The organism is Pseudoalteromonas sp. SG45-1 (assembly GCF_014164135.1).
GTDB lineage: Bacteria > Pseudomonadota > Gammaproteobacteria > Enterobacterales > Alteromonadaceae > Pseudoalteromonas > Pseudoalteromonas distincta.
In genome coordinates, this window is the sequence record NZ_JACJEP010000021.1 from 49,357 (window position 1) to 69,030 (window position 19,674).

The following is a 19,674-nucleotide window of genomic DNA, read 5'->3' on the forward strand; positions in this document are numbered from 1 at the left end:
ACAAAAAAGCCGCTAGTAAAAACTAACGGCTTTACTTTGTATTACCTTTAGAAGTTGTAACGCATACCAATATTGTAACGTGCACCTAGCTGTTGTAGGTTCCACAATTGAACTGACGTACGGCCATGTTCGCGGCTGTTTTGTTCAGTAATATTAAGGCCTTCAACAAAAAACAATAGTTGTTCGCTGTAGTTGTACGCAACATTAAAGTCGATTTGATAATATTCTTCAGTAAAGCCTGGCTCGTTTACGTATCGAGCTGCGCTATTTAAAAACTTATCACGCCAGTTGTAAGCAATACGTGCTTGAAAATCATCGTTTTCGTACATTGCAATAAAGTTAGCTGTATCGCTTAAACCCACTAGTGCAAATTGTGTTGTAGTAGGGTCAGCGTTTACATCAAAGTCTATGTCGCCATTAACTGTGGTGTAGTTTGCTTGCACACCAAAACCGCTTTCACCAAAAAAGTGCTGAAAGGCAATTTCAAAACCATCAATGGTGGCATTTTTATTGTTGGTAGGTACTTGCGCTGTAAATTTTAGTAATGGGTCATCGCTGTTAGCAATTACATCGTAAGCGGCTTCAAACTCTTCGTAAGTCATAGAGTCAAAATCAACGCCATTTTCTGTTGCGGCAACCATTTGAAATAAGTTTGAATCGGTTAGAGCAAGTCCGCGAGATTCTAGCTCAGCAATGGCAGCTTGTGCGCGAGGACCCGCTGTTGCATCGCGTAATCCGTAGTAGTTTTGCGTCATTGGTGTTAAACCAATAAAGTTTTCGATGTCTTTAGTGTAATAACCTACCGACACATAACTAGTTTCTGCAAAGTACCACTCAGCCGATACATCAATATTGTCTGATTCTAGCGGCACTAAGCCAGGGTTACCCGTTGACGCTGTAGCCGGTGAAGAACCCGCTAAAAGAGTAGGGGCACCCGGCACACCAACAGTCGCTGCTGAACTTAAGTTATCGTAAGTTGGGCGAGCAATTGTAGTGCTATAAGAAAAACGCGCTTTTACGTTTTCGATTACTTCTATGTCAAAGTCAAAGCTTGGTAAAAAGTGATCGTAGCTAGATTTAAGGGTGAAATCTTCTTTATCTGAGCCAAAACGAACGTTAAAGTCGTTATTACCTTCCCACGCTACCGCATTAGGTAAATCGATATTAGCCGTTGAGGTAATGTCGGTAGACTCTTGGCGCGCACCAATTACAATGTTGTATGGCATATCGCCAATGTAGCCGTTGTAAGTAAATTGCACAAACGCTGCGGTTATATCTTCTTCAATGGTGCGGTTAGTTGCAAATGCGCCATCGGCTGCAAAGTTAAAGCCGTATTCTTCACCTGCCCAGTAACCAATTTGCGATGCGCTGCCGGTATAACCTTGGTTGTACGAACCCGATGTATCGTAGTCGTCAAACTCAGCTAAAAAGTTTGTTGGGTTTAGGTAGCCATCAGGTAATTCGCCTGGGTTTTCTATACCCCAGTTACCCATAGTATTACGTGTAAGTGATTGCAGTGAATGGCTTTCCATAGAGCGAGACTCTATACCAAAGTCAATTGCACCGTTTTCAATTTCGTATTTACCATGGATTCTAAATTCTGTAATTTCAGATTCTTGGCGAGCAAAGTTAGAATCTAAAATAGACGTACCCACATCAGAGGCATCTAATGTGTTATTACAATTTAGGTTATCTCGGCGGCAATCATCAAAATCGATACTCATTGATGGAAGTTCGCGGCTAAAATCAACTTCTTGTGCGTTAACTACGTTTGCGCCTAAGCCTGCGTTTACCCAGCTGCCGTAAGGTGCATCTGGTTTGCTAGTGGCTTTTGAATTGTGCGCATCAAACATAAAGCTCAATTCTGAATTGAAATAGTATTCAACGTTTAAACCAATAGAATCGTTTTGGTTAACTTGGTTTAGCTCTTGAAATGCTAAGCCTAAATCGCGTGTTTGCTGATCGCGACGTTCTTCTCGGTAATAAATAGGAGTTTTTACTGTGTTATCGTCAAACGTTAGCGCGCTTTTGTAGTTATCCATCCAAATTGATTGCTCAGCACGGGCTTCGAATAAATCTTGCTTAGAATATGTGTAATCAAGCGTGGCTGTTAAATCGTCAATAGGGCTGTATTGCAGCGTTAATTGCGCGTTTGTACGAGTACGTTCTCTGTCGGCAATGGTGTAGCGCAAATCTGATGGCATTGAATAAAGCTGGCCAACGGCGGGTGCATTAGTTAAAACAATATCGTCTGCAGCTTGTGGGATTGTGCCGTCAAAAGCTGATGTATTCCATTGATTTACAAACGCACCTGTTGATGAGCTATCGCGTTGTTGCATGCTTGCAGTTAACGAGGCACCAAATTTAGCTTCACTGTCGGTCCAGCTAATTAAGCCCGAAAGCTCAGGTGTTATGTCATCACCAACGCGGTTTGTTGAGTCGTGTAAAGCTTTTACGCCAATGCTTGAAACAAAGCCTGGGTTGTCGAGCGGGCGAGCGGTATTAATATTAATTGTTGCGCCAATACCACCTGATGCAATGCTTGCTTTACCAGTTTTATATACTTCAACCGATTTAACGCTATCAGACGCTAAGTTTGCAAAATCAAATGCACGAGAGCTGGGTGTACCACCGCCTGCAGGCAAAGATGCCGCCGGCATTGTACGCCCGTTTAGGGTTACCATATTGTAGTCGGGGCCAAAACCACGAACCGTTACTTTAGAGCCTTCACCATTTGAGCGATCAATCGACACACCCGTAATACGCTGTAGCGACTCGGCTAAGTTGGTATCTGGGAATTTACCAATATCTTCAGCTGATATAGCATCTACAACACCGGCGGCGTCGCGTTTTAAACGAGTCGACTCTTTAATACTGCTTTTAAAACCAGTAACTTGGATTACTTCAACGTCTGTATTTGCTTCTTGTGCATATACAGGCAAAGAGATTGATGCACCTAAAATCAGAGATAGGCTGGTCGCTATCTTTGTTTTTCTTACAATATGGTTGGACATTCGGTTTCCCTCGCGCTTTTATCATTATTATTAACAGCTTGTATGGGGCTGTTATTGTGTAGTTATAAACATTGTCAAATGTGTGGAAGCGCTTCCAGAAAGATCTGTTTGACTAGAATTTGTGGAAGCGCTTCCAGAAATGCTAGTTTATATTTTGAATAGGGTCAACTGTTGTTTTAATAAAATGAGACTAAATTGTTTTTAAAATGTATGTTTTTTGGATTTAATTTTATTTAAATTATAAATTACAATTGGTTATAAAAAACCGTTTGAAATAGTGCGGTAACAACATTTTATTATAAGAAAACCAATTATTGATTAATTTAGTTATTTACACATTTTTATAAGGTGTTTAAATCAGCTTTTAATACTAGCTAAAATTAATAAATCGGCCGTTGGTCACTCAACAAAAAATAGGTACATTTGCTAACTTAGCGAAAATGCCGATGTAGTGATTATGTACAACGCAATTGATGAAAACGCATCAAGCGGCGGTTCTATCTCAGTTTATTAATCGGTCATTAAAAACCAGTAGTTGTTTAAAAAATCGTTAATTAAATCACTAAAAAGTAACGTAGTTTTTGCAGAAGATGGTTTAAAAATAAACTTATAAAGTATTGCGCATAAGGTGTTGCGAGTCGCTAGTTTTATCGCTATTTTAAAGGCTCTCTCATAGATGGATTTTATTATGCGCATTAAATTTTTAGCGAGCTTTTATTCTTTCTTCTTGTTTGCTCTGTTTGGTTGTGACGATCAAAGTATGGCAATTCAAGGTAGTCCTCAGCTAAATAATAATGTAAGTAACTCACCCTCTAATCTCAAAGTAAACACGCCTTCAGCAGCTCAAACACACGAACCCGCTTTAGTGGTCGGTATGCTAGCAACACATTGTAAAAGTAATGAAGCAGCCTACATTAACGCAAAAATGCATAAAGTTGTGCGTAACCCAGATGAAAATACAGCCTACAAGTTAGAGCCTACCGATAAAGTGCTTTCTATTTGTGTTGCAAAAGATGACTCATCGCTTAGTTATCGATTTGGTAGAGTTAATGACATAGGGCTTGAAAAAGAAGCTACACCAGATGCACCATTTGGTAGTTACTACAGGCAAGTAGGGCGTATTGGCGAGAGTATTTTATTTTTTAGTAACGGCGAATATCACTACTATATTATTAACTCAGGCGGTATGGGCAGCGGTGTAACCGTTAATGTTTATGAAAACGATACATTAATAACTGAGCTGTTTTCGGGTAATGATCCTTACGATGATTTTGTTATAGCAACCGATTTAAATTTCCCTAAAAAATTGGTTATCGAAAAACAGCCATTTAATAAGCAAATGCAGTAAATAATGACTCCACAGCAGCAAAACGTTATAGAGCAAGGGTATTGGTTTAAAAACCGTAGCGCTTATTTAAAAAGCTTTTTATTAACGCAGGGCAAAACGCTCTCACTAAAGGCTCAGCAATCATTATTTTTGCGAGGTGATAAGCACGATGGAATTTATGCCGTACTTAGCGGCGTGGTGCGTATTAGTGGCGTAAGTAACGAAGGCAAAGAAGCTGTATTGAGCTTTATTGATTCATCACTGTGGTTTGGCGAAGTTACCTTGTTTGATGGTGGCCTGCGCACTCATGATGTATATGCACAAACTGATGTTGTGCTTTTTTACGTGCCCCAACGCGAGCTTGAACAGCTATTAAACGAACAGCCACAATATTGGCAAGAGTTTGGTTTATTGCTGGCACAAAAGTTACGCCTAATGTTTACCTCAATGGAAGATCACGCATTACTAAGCGCTGAGCAAAAAGTATGCAATCGACTTTTAATGCTCAGCGAGCATACAGAGCACTTAACACCACTTGTTTTATCTCAGCAGCAACTTGCTGATATGACCTACCTAACGCGCCAAACTATTAATCAAATACTGCAACAGCTTGTTAGCCTACAAGCCATTAGTTTGGGGTATCAACGCATAACTGTTTTAGATAAACAAAAGTTACAGGCGCGTGCTACACAAGCTTAAATAGAGACTTTTTTATTTAGTTGGAACCAAAATTGCTACAGATAATGTAACGCAACAATGGATTTGAGCTAATGACTACAATAACCTTTAAAAATCAATATAGTAACTATAACTCTCCTGCATTAAATAAAGCGGCAGGACTAAGCGAAGTTGCGGCAACTAATACCCTCCCTAACGAAAAAACAAATGATGTTAAAGGCATTACCTCAGCCCCTAAAGAACCAACGTTTTTAGAAAGTGCTCAAGAAGCGCTGGTTTATCAGCGCTTAGGTGTAAACAAAAACAAAATAGACGAGCTAAAAGCAACAATAGAAGAGCTCATTAAAGAACAGCAAAGTGAGGGCGCAGACCCTAGCGCAATTGCTGATAAAATAGAGGAACTCCAAAAAATGCTTGAGCAAGAGTATCAAAAAGGGCGCGAGCGAACGGATATGCAAGGTGAGCATGAGCCGGGTAAAATAATTTCTGCATTTGTTTAATTTACAAAATGTCAGATACCTGACATTGTTGTTGTGTCTACTTTTGCTAAAGTAAGTTTTATATATAAAAATAAAGGCAAAACAATGAAAACACTTCAACAGCAACTTGGTAAATATGGTTTGTATCATCGTTCTAAGCGCAATGTACTAACGCACTTTTTTGGTATTCCGCTCATTGTATTTGCAGCGTTGTGTTTACTAGCGCGCATTCAAATACCCCTTGGTAGCGTAGTAATTGATGGTGCACAACTTTTTGTATTAGCGTCGGTTGTTTATTATTTTATGCTGAGCTTTTCGCTTGGCTTTATTATGGCCGTAATATTCACCTTACTCCTTGTTGGTGCTCAGCCTATTGCGGCAATGGCGCTTTGGCCGTGGTTGAGTATTGGCGTAGGTGTGTTTGTATTTGGCTGGGTACTGCAGTTTATTGGGCACTATTACGAAGGTAAAAAACCGGCGTTTGTAGATGATTTAATTGGCTTAATTATTGGCCCTTTGTACGTAACTGTTGAACTATTATTTTTAATGGGCTTTTACAAAACATTAGAAGATGAAGTAAACGCAATAGCAGGCCCTACAAAAGCGTAAAATACATTACTAAGTACTTTAATAAAACCTAATAAATAACAATAAAAGGCAGATAGGGCATGCAATATAATAATAAAACCGTGTGGATCACCGGCGCATCATCAGGTATTGGCAAAGAGCTTGCTATACAATTTGCCGAGCTTGGAGCGCGCGTTATTTTATCGGCGCGCAATGTAGATAAACTAAACGATTTAAAAGCAACGCTTAAAGGCGAAGGGCACTTAGTTGTGCCGCTGGACTTAGCCCAGCCAGAACACGTACTGAGCACAATAACAGCAAAAATGAACGAGCTTCCTACAATTGATATTTTAATTAATAACGGCGGCGTATCGCAACGCAGTTTATTTTTAGAAAACGACTTTAACGTGTATCGCCAATTAATGGAGGTTAATTACTTTGGCTTAATTGCACTTACTAAAGCTATATTGCCTACTATGGTGGCAAGGCGCAGTGGCTCAATTGTGTCTATTAGTAGTGTGGCGGGTAAAGTTGGTTCAAAATTTAGAACGGGTTATTCGGGTTCCAAATATGCGGTTGTTGGTTTTATGGATTGCCTACGTGCAGAAGTAGCACAACATAACATTCATTGTTTAACAATTTGCCCAGGCTCTATTAAAACAGCAATTGCGCATAACTCATTAAACGAGCAGGGAATAGCTCAAAATAAACCAGAAGAATCGATAGAAAATGGGATGGATGTAAGCGTAGCTGCTACAAAAATGATTCGTGCCATAAGTAATAAAAAAGACGAAGTGATTATTGGCAAAGGTTTGAGTGGTTGGGCGCCTACAATTAATCGCTTTTTTCCTACTTTGTTTAATCGCATTACCGCAAAAACAAACTATAGGTAGCGTCGTTTATTTCAAAGGCGTAAAATGCCGTAAATTTGATCAATTTAGAAAAGGATTCTAAATGAAGTATTTATGGCTGAGCCTGTTTTTTATTGTATTAATTTGGTCTGGTATTAACCCAAAAGATCAATTTACATGGCTGCTTGAAGTTATCCCCGCAATTATTGGTTTAGTGCTGCTGGCAAGCACCTATAGCCACTTTAAACTTACCCCTATTTTATATACATTTATTTTAGCGCATTGCATAGTGCTGATGATTGGCGGGCATTACACCTACGCCGAAGTCCCTTTGTTCGATAATCTATTTGGTAGCGAGCGTAATAACTACGACAAAGTAGGGCACTTTTTTCAAGGGTTTGTACCTGCACTACTAGCACGCGAAATTTTACTGCGCAAAAAAGTAGTAAATGGTCGAGGCTGGTTAATCACTTTTGTTATTTCGGTATGTTTAGCATTTAGCGCGTTTTACGAATTAATAGAATGGTGGGTTGCAGTGTTAAGCGGCGAAAACGCAGAAGCGTTTTTAGGCACGCAAGGTTACGTGTGGGATACCCAATCAGATATGGGACTGGCGTTATTTGGGGCTATTTGCTCGCTATTAGTACTTTCAAAAGTACACGACAAACAGCTAAAAAAAGTTAAAGATTATTTATAGGCTATAGGAACGTTCTATAGAAATGTTTATAAAAACATTGATAAAAAAGACTACTAACGTATGACAGCAAAAATTAGTAACTACTCAATCAGCACAGATAAAAGCAAACTTAACTTTAATGTTATTTATAACTTTATTGCTAACAGCTATTGGGCCAAAGGCATTCCTAAAAGCGTGATGCAATCAGCTATTGATAACTCAATGTGCTTTGGTGTTTACAGCGCTCATAACGAACAAGTTGGCTTTGCCCGAGTAGTGACCGATAAAGCAACCTTTGCCTATTTAGCCGATGTATTTATTGCCCCGCACTTGCAAGGTAATGGGCTGAGTAAGTTACTTATTAAAACGATAGTGGAGCACCCTGAGCTGCAAGGGCTCAGGCGCTTTTTATTAGCGACTTCTGATGCCCACGGGCTTTATGCACAATACGGGTTTAAACCAATAGATAACCCCGCACTATTAATGCAAATAAATCCTGAGAATGTGTATGGTAAAAATAATCGTGAGACCTAATAAACGGGGGCGAAGAGCAAATTCCGTCTAATGTTCTTGTTAGGTGTTTAAGCTTGATAGCATCATATATGTGACAAATGCAAAAAGACAAATAGGCACTAAAATATATGCGACTACATCTGACATACACCAAGTCCCTTCAAATAGCTGATCCCTTCTAAAAAGAGAAATAGTTGTGCCGTAAACAATTATAAGAACAACAGCTATTATTGGGATCTATGAAATTTCATCATTTGCCAAAAGCAATAATGGCAGCAATAAAGATATACACCACAGAGTAGCTACAAAGCTTGCGCTTTTATAAATGCTTGCCAAATATCCGAAGCGCAGCGTAGGAGCCAACTAGTATTTATCATTATTGAAGCGCTTGTTACATGGCAGGTTACACTATTTTTGGTTTTTAAATTTACCGCCGAATTCTGCTTTTGCTTTGAGCAAATACTCCGAAACCCACTCTAAACAAAGCCCTGTATATTGAATCTCTACTTGTGATTCGACACCACGACCTCTATTACCATCAGCCATTCTATAGAAGCCCATTGGGAAAGTATGGGTATGGTTAGATGCAAATATGTATTTAAACCTGAAGTCTGAGACGTTACCACCACTTGCAGTCAGAATTTCATCCTGACTTTTGAAAAAGGCATTTTTGCCTTTTAAAAAATGTGTTTGTTGTTTATCAGATAATTTACGAAACCATTTGTTTGATTTTAAATTTTCTATGACTTCATTTTTTACGCTCTTAGCTTCTTCCTTTTCCTCGTAGTTCATGCCTAACGCATTGAACATTTTAACCCTTGATAGATGATCGTGTAGATTCATCAATTGCCAACGAGCATTCCACTCTTCACTTGAGCACTTATCACTACACAGGTAATAAAAAGTAAGATAACACTCAATAAGATCTCTAGTTAAAGATGCAACAGAACTATAATCCCAGTGAGCATCCTTACCAATCTGCTGGGGTTTTGGAGCCAAGCGACCAATGGAGTGAGCGCAATTACATAACTTCGTAAACAATAGCGAAGCATAAAAATGAGAACTGGTTGGTGATGGTATTCCAGCACACTCTTGAGACAGCTTTGTACATTCTAAAAGCGCAGACTCATATTTTTTAAAAGAATCGTGATAATTTTCCATTGAATCACTTTAAACAGTTGGTTAGGGCTACACTTGGTTAATTATTTACAAAGAATATTGATAACACAAAGACAATAAAAAGTGAGATACGTAACCTACGACACCATTTAAACTTTGACCACTCATTTTCAAGAATGTGTTTTGTGCAACAATTTCCTTTTGTAAATGCCTCGTGTGCTTCAGTTAAACGAAAATTTGTTATACCGATTTCCTTATTGTCTCTAGCTAATCGTGCAGCGAAGCCCATGTAAAAATAAGTCTCAATAAATCCTACAACTAAAGCGCAAATGATAATTCCTATCTGGAACAGCATATTTGAGTAACCCGAACGAGCCTGTAGATTAACTCGTTTTATTATTTAATTTATTGATAAACAAACCATAGCTGAGTTCCTATTTTGGTTCAATTGATTACTGTATTTTTACGCAGAATATTGAAGCGTTTGATATTGTTTTAATTGGCGTTTTTGAAGGGGTTACGGGTGTTTGAGTGGCTTTATTTTAGGTTGAAAGGGCTTCCCCTTCTCAATGTATCGTATTTTGCAGCTTTTCTATATTATGAACAAGGCAATACAGTTGCCGCAGCGTGAAGTAAGATATTCACTTTCATTTGACCCCGTAAGGTCAATTTATTCATACCTTTGTTCACTGTAATGCTCCGCTTTTTATTTAAAGGAAAGTCGGATCAAGGTAATTAGGATGGGTGTCACTATAATTCTTTGATGCGTTTGTTAGTGTTCCGATAGCCATTTTTTAGATTTTTCTTGCATCAGAACACTTATTTCAACAACACCATCATTATCATTTACATCCAAATCATCTCTTGCGTAATACAACCCATAAAGATGTTCGATCCCTACATTATCTCCAGCATACTTAGCCACGTTTTCATATAGATCAAAATTATTAATATCATTTAGCAACTGCCGAAATTGAATGAATGGGTCTACTTTCTCACTAGCAATTAACTTTAAGTGATATTTAATTATTAAATTAATTGAATCCTCAAATGAAGGTAGTTGAGCAATAAGACTTTCAAAAAGAGGTGAAACAATTCCCCAACACTTAGGTTCTGCATCAATAATATCCAGTAGCTCGTCAGAATAAACGCCATTGTTTAACTTATAATTTGCATAATTGATCAAATCATCAGTTTCACAAGCACCTGCTACATACTTTGCTATAAAGTAATTTTCATTCTCTTCATTCATCCTAAATTTGAAAACCCATTGTTAAGGACCACTAACACCAAATTAAGCAGCGCTGAACGCTCTTGTTAGTGTCCGCTTGAATTTTTTTATATGTCATCATCTTCAGTGTACTCGGATAGGTAAATTTCTATATTTAAATCAACACATTTTTGCATTAGCTCAACCTTTAAGATCGGGCCGCCGCCACATGCATCAACACGGGGTGAAAATCCTACATCAGCGATCCATTTAAAACCCGATGGTAAAGTATCCGCCTCACTATCAAGCCATACCTCTAATTCAGCTATTAGGCTGCGTAGGTTCCATGACCCTTTCGCAAGTACAGCGTAGGTTTCGCTAGACCCATTGGTTACCTTCCGAATATATAATGACAATTCTCAATACAACCTATTTGACATATAACAGCTTTATCGAGGACACTTTCCTCTTTTTATGAGCAACGTATGTCCTTTTAATTATTTTTAATATTAATAACAAATCCTGTAACACATTGCGAGTATTAAACTTTAAGTCGGGCTGTTCTTTTAATAATATGCAGAAAAGAGGAAAACGTCCTCATTTTTAGACTTAGGAAGAAAAACGCCAGCGCGGTACATAAATACAGCAATTAAATATTTAAAATGAAAACCAAATCCGATTTAAATCATTTAATAGTCACTAAAAAACGGTGGCGATAATGCAAGTAACCGCTTTAAGTACACTTGTTTGTGTAAGCATATTATATAAGATGGTTTACGGATGGTGGAAGCAGTAAAACGAGGTCATGAATTATTTACTAAACGCGTCTTCCTTTTTTTGAAACAGGGGAGACGCGTTTAAGTATACTTATACCAGTCGACTTAAATATTTAGCCTTTCTAGCGTGCTAAATAAAGCGTTAACGGCGTTATAAACTTCTCATGTAGAACAACTACATATCGAAATTTACGCCTTGTTATCACTCTATTTATCCGTCGCTATAAATGTCTAATAACTTAACACGATTGGTATTATTTGGCTTTTTTAGCCTCTAGAGTTTCTATTTCACTCCAGATTTTTTCGGCTTCTGCACTTAACATAGCGAAGCTTTTAATGTCGCCTTTTCTTTGTGCCTGCATGCCTTGCTCAAGCTTTACGTCGTATTCTTTACGCAGTTTTTTTACGGGATCAGGCTTTAAAAATGAAAACATTAGTATTCTCTTAATTTATTAAATTATATGTAGTTAGTGTACGCATTAATGGGCTTAATAGTTCTTTGTTTGGTGAAAATGTTTACTTTTCGCTTTAAAAGCGCAAAGTAAACAGGGTGTAATTATTAACGTACTGTGTGCTAGTTTTAGTGCTTACGTTTCTGGCTCTAGGCGTTTAATACCTTGCCCATCAATACCTAAATAAATAAAACCATCACTGCCTTGGGCTAAGCTGCGTACTCTGCCTATTCCATCGAGTACTTTATATTGCTTAACAACCTTACCCTTTGAGATTTCCAATGCGCTAATAAATGCAAATTTCATTGATGCTAATAATAGCTTACCTTTAAGCTTTGGGTATTTATCACTCGTTACATACAACATATCGGAAGGGGCAATTGAAGGGGTCCAGTGTAATACAGGCGATTGCATGCCGTCTTTTTCTTTAAGGTCGGTAAACTTGGTGCCGCTGTAGTTAACGCCATAACTGACCAAAGGCCATCCGTAGTTAGCGCCTTTTTTTATTATATTAAGTTCATCGCCGCCGCGTGGCCCGTGTTCGTGAGACCATAAAATATTATTTTGATTATCAATCCACATACCTTGTGGATTACGGTGTCCATAAGACCATACCGCATGTTTTGCATTTTTTTGTTCAACAAACGGATTATCACTTGGGATATTACCATTTTCGTGTAAGCGATAAATTTTACCGCCATCACGGGTGAGATCTTGTGGGTTTATGTCGCGCGAGCCGCGATCGCCAATTGAAAAATAAACATAACCTTCATCATCAAACACAATACGGCTGCCGTAGTGTTGGCCTTTGGTACTATTATTCTCGCCTTTGTATAGCAATTGCTGATCAGACAACTGCATATGATCGTCACTTAGCTTGGCGCGCATTAAGGCGGTGTTACTTCCGCTTCCTTTGCCCTCACTACTTGCGTAACTAAAGTACAGCCATTGGTTTTGTTTACTGTCGGTGTGTAGTGCTAAATCAAGTAATCCACCTTGGCCATTTGCATCAATGTTTGGTAGGCCCTTCACTTTAGTTAATTTAGTGGTATTTTTAGGTAATAAAAATAACGCTCCACTGCGCTCAGATATTAGTAAATCACCATTAGCTAAAGGCTCAATAGCCCAAGGTATAACTACACCTTCTGCCGCTGTTACTGCGTTAACGCTAAGCGATAAAGTATCGAGCTGTTTATAGTTTTTTACGTAATCGCTTTTTGCATGCGCGGGTGCGTTAATAGCAAATATAGCAACGGCTAAGCCTGCACTTATTAGTTTAGGGTGAGTGTTATGTGATCTTAAATTTATCATTATGGCTTCCAAAATTAATCTAACCTTACACAACCTTATCATGGCATAAATAAATTTGTTAAGTGTTGAGTTGAATGAAAAACACACACTTCTATTTATAAAATTACCTCTTCACAGGAAATTGTTTTAGCAATTAGCGCTAATAAAAAAATTGAATAATTACTCTATTGGGGTTGAAAACTTGAAATTTGAGCGTACACTTGTGCGCTGAAGTTTGGGCGTACACGTGTAAGTTCAAAGCAATTAAGATTTGATAGAGATTTAACCATGATGACTCAAGTATTAAACCAATTTTCAAAATGGTTTTTACACCATCAAAGTTTTGCAGGCTACATAGAGCCCGTAATGCAGGTGTTTAAACCTGCTTGGCGTGCAGGGCAGTTTAGAGCGCAAGTAGTTAGTACAGCTGTACTTGATGGCGGTTTTTTAAGTGTGCAACTTAAGCCAAGCAAACAATGGCAGGCGCATACGTCAGGGCAGCATATAAGTTTAACGCTTGAAATTAATGGGCGATTATTAACACGCGTTTTTACCGTGGCCTCAAGCGCTCAGCAATTTAAAAATACAGGTTTGGTGCGCTTACTAATCAAAATAAATGCGCAAGGGCGCTTTACAGGTTTACTCAGTAGCGCATTAAAAGCGGGTTTGTGGTGCAATATTTCTGCGCCAAACGGCGACTTTGTATTTAAAAATACACATACACCGGCTACTTTTGTTGCCGGTGGGTCGGGTATAACACCTATGCTGGCTATGCTTGATGATTACTTAGGCCAAACTACGCAAAAAGTCTCGTTAGTGTATTACGCAAAAGCCACTGAGCATCAATGTGTTGATGAGCTAAGTGAGTTGGCAGCGCAATTTGAGCATTTTTCGTTTTTATTATTAACGCGTGAGCAATCAAGCGATATAACCAGCAATATTAAGCCGTGGGAAAACCCAGACATATACTGCTGTGGCCCTGCTGCATTTATGCAGACGGTGAGCGATTTTGCTAAAACGCATAAGCTAAATTACTACCAAGAAGCATTTGGTTTGGCGCTGCCTAGCTTAAACGACGACAGCCAATTTAATGTGAAAATTAACGCCAGTGCCCATGTTGTATCGGGCAACGATGTTTTACTGACTCAGTTTGAAGAAAAAAAGCTCCCCGTTAAACGCGGTTGCGGTATTGGTATTTGCCATCAATGCCAATGTATTAAAAAGTCAGGCGTGGTACGTAATTTAAAAACAGGTGAATTGAGTGACAACGGCGAGCAATTAATACAACTTTGCGTAAGCCAACCTGTTAGTGATTTGGAGTTACAATTATGAAAAACATTAACTACGACATGCTCGCAAGCGAGCTAGATGCCATTAAAATGGACACCCTTGGCAAAGTTGGCCAACAAGATGCTGACTACATTCGCTCTGTTGTGCGCAAACAGCGAGTGTGTGAATGGAGCGGGCGAATTTTGCTTATGCTTGGTTTTATTCAGCCACTATTGTGGGTTGCAGGCGTGCTGCTATTAGCGCTTGCTAAAATTTTAGACAATATGGAAATTGGCCACAATGTAATGCATGGTCAATACGATTGGATGAACGACAAGCAACTTAACTCACAACATTATGAGTGGGACATAGCGTGCGATGGACAAAGTTGGCACCGCGTTCATAACTTTGAACACCATACGTATACTAATATTATTGGTAAAGACAGAGACTTTGGTTATGGCTTGTTGCGTTTAAGCGATGATTTTAAATGGCGCTTTAAAAATGTATGGCAGTTTTTTACATATATTAATTTAAGTGTGTTATTTCAGTGGGGCGTGTCGTATCACGAGTTAGCTGCAGAGCGTGTTTTTATCGGTAAAAAGAAAGAAAACCGTGAAGGGCTTGTATCACACTCTACATTAAAGCAGCGCTTTTTTAGTAAAGGCGCTCGCCAGTTAATTAAAGATTATGCGATATTTCCGTTACTTGCAGGGCCTTTATTTTTATGGGTATTAGCGGGTAACTTGGTAGCTAACTTAATCCGTAATTTATGGACGTCGACCATAATATTTTGTGGTCACTTTACCGAAGAGACAGAAACCTTTAAACAAGAAGACTGCGTAAACGAAACGCAAGGGCAGTGGTATTATCGCCAAGTACTGGGCTCGTCTAATATTAAAGGGTCGCATTGGTTTCATGTTTTAACGGGGCATTTGAGCTGCCAAATAGAGCATCACTTATTTCCAGATATGCCGTCTTCGCGCTACCAAGAAGTTGCACCTCAAGTACAAGCCGTTTTGAAAAAACACGGTATTGATTACCATACAGGTAGCTTTTTTAAACAGTATACCTCGGTGCTAAAACGTATTATTAGATATTCGTTCAAGTAAATTATTTACCTTTAAGAATCGGCTAGTGCAACTGCATTAGCCGATTTTTTTGTTTATAGCACCCAATGCGGTTGATTAGTAAACAGCACTTGCAAAAATTTCTCATAGTTAATTAAAAAAGCCTTACTTTAGCTATGGTTAAATAGCGTGTGATTGTCATACAATGGAGGAAAATAGACCACACAAGAGAGATTAAAATGGCCGCATTTGGTACCGTGTTTATGCCGCAGATGATTCAAGCTCGTTTTTCTGATAATAAATGGAGCGAAAGCTCAATTGTCCCTTCCGATAAACTTGAACTTCATGCTGGTGCGCACGTTCTTCATTATTCAAGTACATGTTTTGAAGGCTTAAAAGCCTTTCGCCATGAAGATGGTTCTGTTTATCTTTTTAGAATGGATGCAAACATTGCACGTATGCAACAAAGCTCAGCGCTATTAAGCTTACCGAGTTTTGACAGCGATATGCTAAAAACGATGATTATCGATATTATGCGTGAATACGCAGATGAAACGCCATTACCGCCGGGTTCTATGTATATTCGCCCAACGCACATTGGTACTGAGGCGGCAATTGGTAAAGCAGCAGCGCCATCAATGAGCTCGCTTTTGTATACATTACTATCGCCAGTAGGAGATTACTTTGCCGGTGGTGCAACTGCACTGCGTGTACTACTCGAAGAAGATGGCATGCGCTGCGCTCCGCACATGGGTATGGTAAAAAGTGGTGGTAACTACGCCAGTGCTCTAGCACCTATTAGTGCTGCACGAACTAAGTATCAGGCAGACCAAATTTTATTTTGCCCAGGTGGCGATGTACAAGAAACCGGTGCTGCTAACTTTATACTTATTGATGGCAACGAAATTATTACTAAAGCGCTTGATAGCACGTTTTTACATGGTGTAACGCGTAATAGTATTTTAACCATAGCCAAAGATTTAGGTATGACGGTAAGCGAGCGTAACTTTAGCGTTACTGAGCTATTAGAGCGTGCTGCTAAACCAGGTACTGAAGCCGCGCTTTCGGGTACTGCAGCTGTGCTAACTGCTGTGGGTACATTTATTCATAACGATAAAGAATACAAAGTAGGTACTGGCGAGCCAGGCCCAACGACCGCGCGCCTTCGCCAAGCATTGAACGATATTCAATGGGGTAAAAGTGAAGATAAACACGGCTGGTTAACTAAAATTTAATGACTTAATAATCCGATATTAGTTTTCTAATATCGGATTTTTTTATGGCAGATTCGTGTATAGAGGCATTTTCACACATATAGTGTAGCCACTTAGTTTTAGTAGACACCTTGGTCTGTTTAAGCATTTCAAAATATATCTAAGTATTTGACTCATCAGTATTAAAATATTAATAAAGGGAATTAGTTTTGGATTCAATTAATTTTGATTGGTATGACTTTGCCGAAAAGTTGATAAATACTAAAGTAGAAGAAGGTTGTAAGCCTTTTTTGACAGCGCTTGAAAGTGTAAAACAAGGGGATGTAAGCGCTGCAGTAGCTGCTTTACAAGACCTTAATGAATTACAGTACCTACTTAGTGTTGTTATTCTTGAAATACAGCATGTTAAGTTGGGCGCAGACCCATCCCTATTAACTCTATTTACGGAAGCACTTCGCGAGAATGTACCTATTGGATCTGTAGACACTTCAAATATCTATCATGAGATTGCATCGGTTTGGGAAAAAGATGTGTGTGCTTTATTACCTGATGATGATGTTCTTTACCGTAATCAATATCAAAGAGGTGACAGCTTACTTATTAGTGTTGTTAATGAGCGCTGCCGACTAGGTTTACACGCTAAAGCATTACCTTTGGTAAATAAAATAGATGCTTATTATAGAGAAAGTTTGTCTGAAACGTGGGTTAAAGTTATTTCTGGGTTGTCAGAGGGTGATGTTAAAGAGCAGGCGCTAATGACATTAGCAAAAGTGGGGTCGTATCGTCCAATGATTCAAGATGGGGGAGAGGAAGCCTGTGCGTTTGCTAATGCGATTAAAGGGTTTAGTGATCTTGATTTAGACAGTGAACACGCTGCTGTACAAGTAAGCTTTAAAGGATTGCTAAGGCTCTCTCGTCATCGTGCAACGAAAGATGTTCGCTCCTTTGGTACATATACTGCTCAAGTTGCCGCAGCCAAAGTTGCAGGTCGGATAAAGCACAATGGATGGCTTGAAATTGCAAAAACACTTACTCCTAATATACATGATACAGACTTAAAACAACGAGCTATTGTTGCATTGCAATTAGCCGAGTTTCATTGCTTAGAAAAACCAATTTCAGAGTTACAACCCATTATTGAATCGATTGGATTAGTTTGGACAGGTATTGATGATCCTCTTCAAGCTCTCAATAATTATATTGATAGTAAACCACTTAAAAAAGTTTCTTCTGATGAAGAGTTAGCAAATGCAATTATAGCGGGAAAAGATATGACTGCTGAAGTGGCATTAAGAATGGCTCAAGAAGATAATGAAAATAGATATCATACTCCTGCCTATAATCGCTTTTTACTCGGATGCCAGCTTTGTTTGCCAGATGAGCAGTTGAATCAATTTTATGAAGAGCTTGATTGGAGCCATGAAGAAGCATTAGTGGAAGGTGCTTGGTGGTTTGTGTGGCGTCAACCTGAAAGAGTTTTGCCATATTTAAATCGAGGTTATCCAGAAGGGGATAAATTTGGTACTTACACAAAAAGGTTTTTGCCCTTTTTAACCCCTGACTTACTTGCCAAGGCTGAAAAGTTCTATATTGAACACGAAAGAACAGAGCCGCTGACCCTTTTTATTGCTCATTGGGTTTTACACGACAATTTACATAATGCCGCACGTATTCTTGGCCATCTGGGGAAAACAACTTCAAAGAAAGAGTGGGTACCTCGTTATCGAAGAGGGAACAGTGCAGGCAAACCCTTTATTACAATTGCGGATAAAGAAACTAACGCAAAACCATTGCCCTACTTAGGCGAAGTTTCTGATATTAAAAGTGCAATAAAAGCTTGCACAACAATTGCCTTGTTGTTGCAATTAGTAACTGATCATTGGCAAGATAAACAACTTGTAGAGGCGGTTTTGAAAGCTGTAAAGCTAAAAAAATATCAAAAGTCGTTTGATGATCGATGTGCTTTAATTAAGCTTTATTTAATAGTTGGCGAACTTGAGGCTGCAGTTGCTTTATTACCTTCGGTGAATACGGGACGTAAAAGATGGAGTAATGTTGAATATGGCGCTGAACCGGTTGAAGATATTTTAAGTTTTTTAATGACCTCGCCAGAAAAATTAACCTTAAACTTATTTAATACATTAATTATAGAAATATCAAAAATATTTCCTCAATGGATTTGGTCATCGTATTTTAGTTTAGCGCGCTTAAGTTGCCACCTTTCAAAAGCTGATCGCGAAGAGGCACAGCAAGCTATAACTAAAACTGCTAGTAAGGTATTTAGATTTCCATCTGACAATATTTCTGTTTACTTTGGTTTTTTGAAAGGCACGCTGGAGGTTGAAGGTTATAGTAATTCGCTAGCGTCTCAATTAGAAACTTGGTGTCATAAAATCAAACAGCTTATGAATCATCAAGGCTGCTATGTTGATATTATATGGATAATCTCACAGGTTGCTAACTTAAAGATGCATGTACCACACGAGTTATGGGAAAAGTTCTCTAGTGATATATACATTAATATTCAATTTACTGCGTACAAACATAGAGCTATTTCGGTACTTGAAAAAACGTTAATTCATTTATGGTCTGTGGGAGATTTAACGCTAATGAAGGCTTTAATTCAATCTAATAAATTACCAGAGCATTTACAATATGATTTGTATCGAAGTATTTGGAAGGATATTCATTTAGCACCAAGTCCATATGAGGTATTAGCTTTGACAAAGCCAGGTCTAAATGCAACGCCAATTCTTAAAAAAGAATTTACTGAATCTTTATGTAGTGTGATGGTTGAGCATCAGCATCCCGACGCTCAGCGTATGCAAAAATTATTGACCACTACAATAATGCCGCTAAATTAATCAAAAAGTGATAGGGAATGGTTTTCAGCTATAAAGATATCGAAGGTTTGGTCAAGATAGAATTGATTAGCTTGTAATTAAGTGTGTGATTCATAGAGATCGTTTCAATATACTATGACGCTATGAACAAAGAAATTAAACAACGTTTAAAGTGGATTGAGCTTTACGAAAAAACTAATAATGTAGTGGTCAATAAAATTTGGCCACAGTTTTAGAATCTTGATATCTAACCTCAGATTCATTTGGCGCTAAACCGGCATTATAATGATGCGGCCTAACGTTGTTGTAATATCCGTTGATATAAT

At 38.5% G+C, this 19,674-nt stretch carries 17 protein-coding genes; 11 read left to right on the forward strand and 6 right to left on the reverse strand.

All coding sequences use genetic code 11. From position 1 onward, the window contains the following. Positions 1-47: 47 nt before the first annotated feature. The gene (locus tag H5117_RS15830) at positions 48-3,014 is read right to left on the reverse strand and encodes a TonB-dependent receptor (RefSeq protein ID WP_182738632.1); all 2,967 of its coding nucleotides are present in this window, start codon (positions 3,012-3,014) and stop codon (positions 48-50) included. A 676-nt stretch (positions 3,015-3,690) separates the two neighbouring features. Here H5117_RS15830 and H5117_RS15835 point away from each other — a divergent pair. The 7 genes from H5117_RS15835 (at position 3,691) to H5117_RS15865 (ending at position 8,126) form a co-directional block, all read left to right on the forward strand. After that, a complete protein-coding gene (locus H5117_RS15835; RefSeq protein WP_182738633.1) occupies positions 3,691-4,362 on the forward strand; it encodes a hypothetical protein in 672 nt (223 codons plus the stop codon). 3 nt (positions 4,363-4,365) lie between these two features. Then, positions 4,366-5,040, forward strand: coding sequence for a Crp/Fnr family transcriptional regulator (locus H5117_RS15840; RefSeq protein WP_182738634.1), 675 nt, complete (start codon positions 4,366-4,368; stop codon positions 5,038-5,040). A gap of 71 nt (positions 5,041-5,111) precedes the next feature. Beyond that, positions 5,112-5,519 (forward strand): hypothetical protein, encoded by a 408-nt coding sequence (locus H5117_RS15845; protein WP_182711611.1) that lies wholly within the window; start codon positions 5,112-5,114, stop codon positions 5,517-5,519. Positions 5,520-5,603: 84 nt separating this feature from the next. Next, the gene (locus tag H5117_RS15850) at positions 5,604-6,107 is read left to right on the forward strand and encodes a DUF962 domain-containing protein (RefSeq protein ID WP_182738635.1); all 504 of its coding nucleotides are present in this window, start codon (positions 5,604-5,606) and stop codon (positions 6,105-6,107) included. A gap of 59 nt (positions 6,108-6,166) precedes the next feature. After that, entirely contained in the window at positions 6,167-6,958 is a 792-nt protein-coding gene (locus H5117_RS15855) for an SDR family oxidoreductase (protein ID WP_182738636.1), read from the forward strand. A 61-nt stretch (positions 6,959-7,019) separates the two neighbouring features. Then, on the forward strand, positions 7,020-7,613 hold the full coding sequence (locus H5117_RS15860; protein ID WP_182738637.1) for a DUF2238 domain-containing protein: 594 nt from the start codon (positions 7,020-7,022) through the stop codon (positions 7,611-7,613). Positions 7,614-7,673: 60 nt separating this feature from the next. Beyond that, complete coding sequence (locus tag H5117_RS15865; RefSeq protein WP_182738638.1) at positions 7,674-8,126, forward strand: GNAT family N-acetyltransferase; 453 nt, start codon at positions 7,674-7,676, stop codon at positions 8,124-8,126. A gap of 387 nt (positions 8,127-8,513) precedes the next feature. Here H5117_RS15865 and H5117_RS15870 read toward each other — a convergent pair whose 3' ends face one another. The 5 genes from H5117_RS15870 to H5117_RS15890 all read right to left on the reverse strand — a co-directional run bounded on the left by H5117_RS15870 (position 8,514) and on the right by H5117_RS15890 (position 12,973). Further along, positions 8,514-9,266, reverse strand: a complete 753-nt coding sequence (locus H5117_RS15870; protein ID WP_024606432.1) for a DUF5677 domain-containing protein — start codon at positions 9,264-9,266, stop codon at positions 8,514-8,516. Between the two features lie 730 nt (positions 9,267-9,996). Beyond that, positions 9,997-10,476, reverse strand: a complete 480-nt coding sequence (locus tag H5117_RS15875) for a hypothetical protein (RefSeq protein ID WP_024606434.1) — start codon at positions 10,474-10,476, stop codon at positions 9,997-9,999. A gap of 86 nt (positions 10,477-10,562) precedes the next feature. Next, complete coding sequence (locus H5117_RS15880) at positions 10,563-10,850, reverse strand: hypothetical protein (protein ID WP_024606435.1); 288 nt, start codon at positions 10,848-10,850, stop codon at positions 10,563-10,565. A gap of 614 nt (positions 10,851-11,464) precedes the next feature. Continuing rightward, positions 11,465-11,644, reverse strand: coding sequence for a DUF6435 family protein (locus H5117_RS15885; protein WP_007375469.1), 180 nt, complete (start codon positions 11,642-11,644; stop codon positions 11,465-11,467). 153 nt (positions 11,645-11,797) lie between these two features. Next, the gene (locus H5117_RS15890) at positions 11,798-12,973 is read right to left on the reverse strand and encodes a PQQ-dependent sugar dehydrogenase (RefSeq protein WP_182738639.1); all 1,176 of its coding nucleotides are present in this window, start codon (positions 12,971-12,973) and stop codon (positions 11,798-11,800) included. A 267-nt stretch (positions 12,974-13,240) separates the two neighbouring features. Between H5117_RS15890 and H5117_RS15895 the strand changes: the two genes are divergently transcribed. The 4 genes from H5117_RS15895 to H5117_RS15910 all read left to right on the forward strand — a co-directional run bounded on the left by H5117_RS15895 (position 13,241) and on the right by H5117_RS15910 (position 19,369). Beyond that, on the forward strand, positions 13,241-14,284 hold the full coding sequence (locus tag H5117_RS15895; RefSeq protein ID WP_024606436.1) for a flavin reductase family protein: 1,044 nt from the start codon (positions 13,241-13,243) through the stop codon (positions 14,282-14,284). Beyond that, entirely contained in the window at positions 14,281-15,333 is a 1,053-nt protein-coding gene (locus H5117_RS15900) for an acyl-CoA desaturase (RefSeq protein WP_024606437.1), read from the forward strand. The genes H5117_RS15895 and H5117_RS15900 overlap by 4 nt, the downstream gene beginning before the upstream one ends. A 191-nt stretch (positions 15,334-15,524) precedes the next feature. Beyond that, positions 15,525-16,526: a branched-chain amino acid aminotransferase gene (locus H5117_RS15905; RefSeq protein WP_257983256.1), complete on the forward strand. Its 1,002-nt coding sequence runs from the start codon at positions 15,525-15,527 to the stop codon at positions 16,524-16,526. Positions 16,527-16,714: 188 nt separating this feature from the next. Beyond that, complete coding sequence (locus tag H5117_RS15910; protein WP_182738640.1) at positions 16,715-19,369, forward strand: hypothetical protein; 2,655 nt, start codon at positions 16,715-16,717, stop codon at positions 19,367-19,369. Positions 19,370-19,674 lie beyond the last annotated feature (305 nt).

Bases quoted from the DNA above. Each gene is read 5' to 3' on its own strand.
- H5117_RS15830 (WP_182738632.1), bottom strand. From the start codon at position 3,014: ATGTCCAACCATATTGTAAGAAAAACAAAGATAGCGACCAGCCTATCT.
- H5117_RS15835 (WP_182738633.1), top strand. From the start codon at position 3,691: ATGGATTTTATTATGCGCATTAAATTTTTAGCGAGCTTTTATTCTTTC.
- H5117_RS15840 (WP_182738634.1), top strand. From the start codon at position 4,366: ATGACTCCACAGCAGCAAAACGTTATAGAGCAAGGGTATTGGTTTAAA.
- H5117_RS15845 (WP_182711611.1), top strand. From the start codon at position 5,112: ATGACTACAATAACCTTTAAAAATCAATATAGTAACTATAACTCTCCT.
- H5117_RS15850 (WP_182738635.1), top strand. From the start codon at position 5,604: ATGAAAACACTTCAACAGCAACTTGGTAAATATGGTTTGTATCATCGT.
- H5117_RS15855 (WP_182738636.1), top strand. From the start codon at position 6,167: ATGCAATATAATAATAAAACCGTGTGGATCACCGGCGCATCATCAGGT.
- H5117_RS15860 (WP_182738637.1), top strand. From the start codon at position 7,020: ATGAAGTATTTATGGCTGAGCCTGTTTTTTATTGTATTAATTTGGTCT.
- H5117_RS15865 (WP_182738638.1), top strand. From the start codon at position 7,674: ATGACAGCAAAAATTAGTAACTACTCAATCAGCACAGATAAAAGCAAA.
- H5117_RS15870 (WP_024606432.1), bottom strand. From the start codon at position 9,266: ATGGAAAATTATCACGATTCTTTTAAAAAATATGAGTCTGCGCTTTTA.
- H5117_RS15875 (WP_024606434.1), bottom strand. From the start codon at position 10,476: ATGAATGAAGAGAATGAAAATTACTTTATAGCAAAGTATGTAGCAGGT.
- H5117_RS15885 (WP_007375469.1), bottom strand. From the start codon at position 11,644: ATGTTTTCATTTTTAAAGCCTGATCCCGTAAAAAAACTGCGTAAAGAA.
- H5117_RS15890 (WP_182738639.1), bottom strand. From the start codon at position 12,973: ATGATAAATTTAAGATCACATAACACTCACCCTAAACTAATAAGTGCA.
- H5117_RS15895 (WP_024606436.1), top strand. From the start codon at position 13,241: ATGATGACTCAAGTATTAAACCAATTTTCAAAATGGTTTTTACACCAT.
- H5117_RS15900 (WP_024606437.1), top strand. From the start codon at position 14,281: ATGAAAAACATTAACTACGACATGCTCGCAAGCGAGCTAGATGCCATT.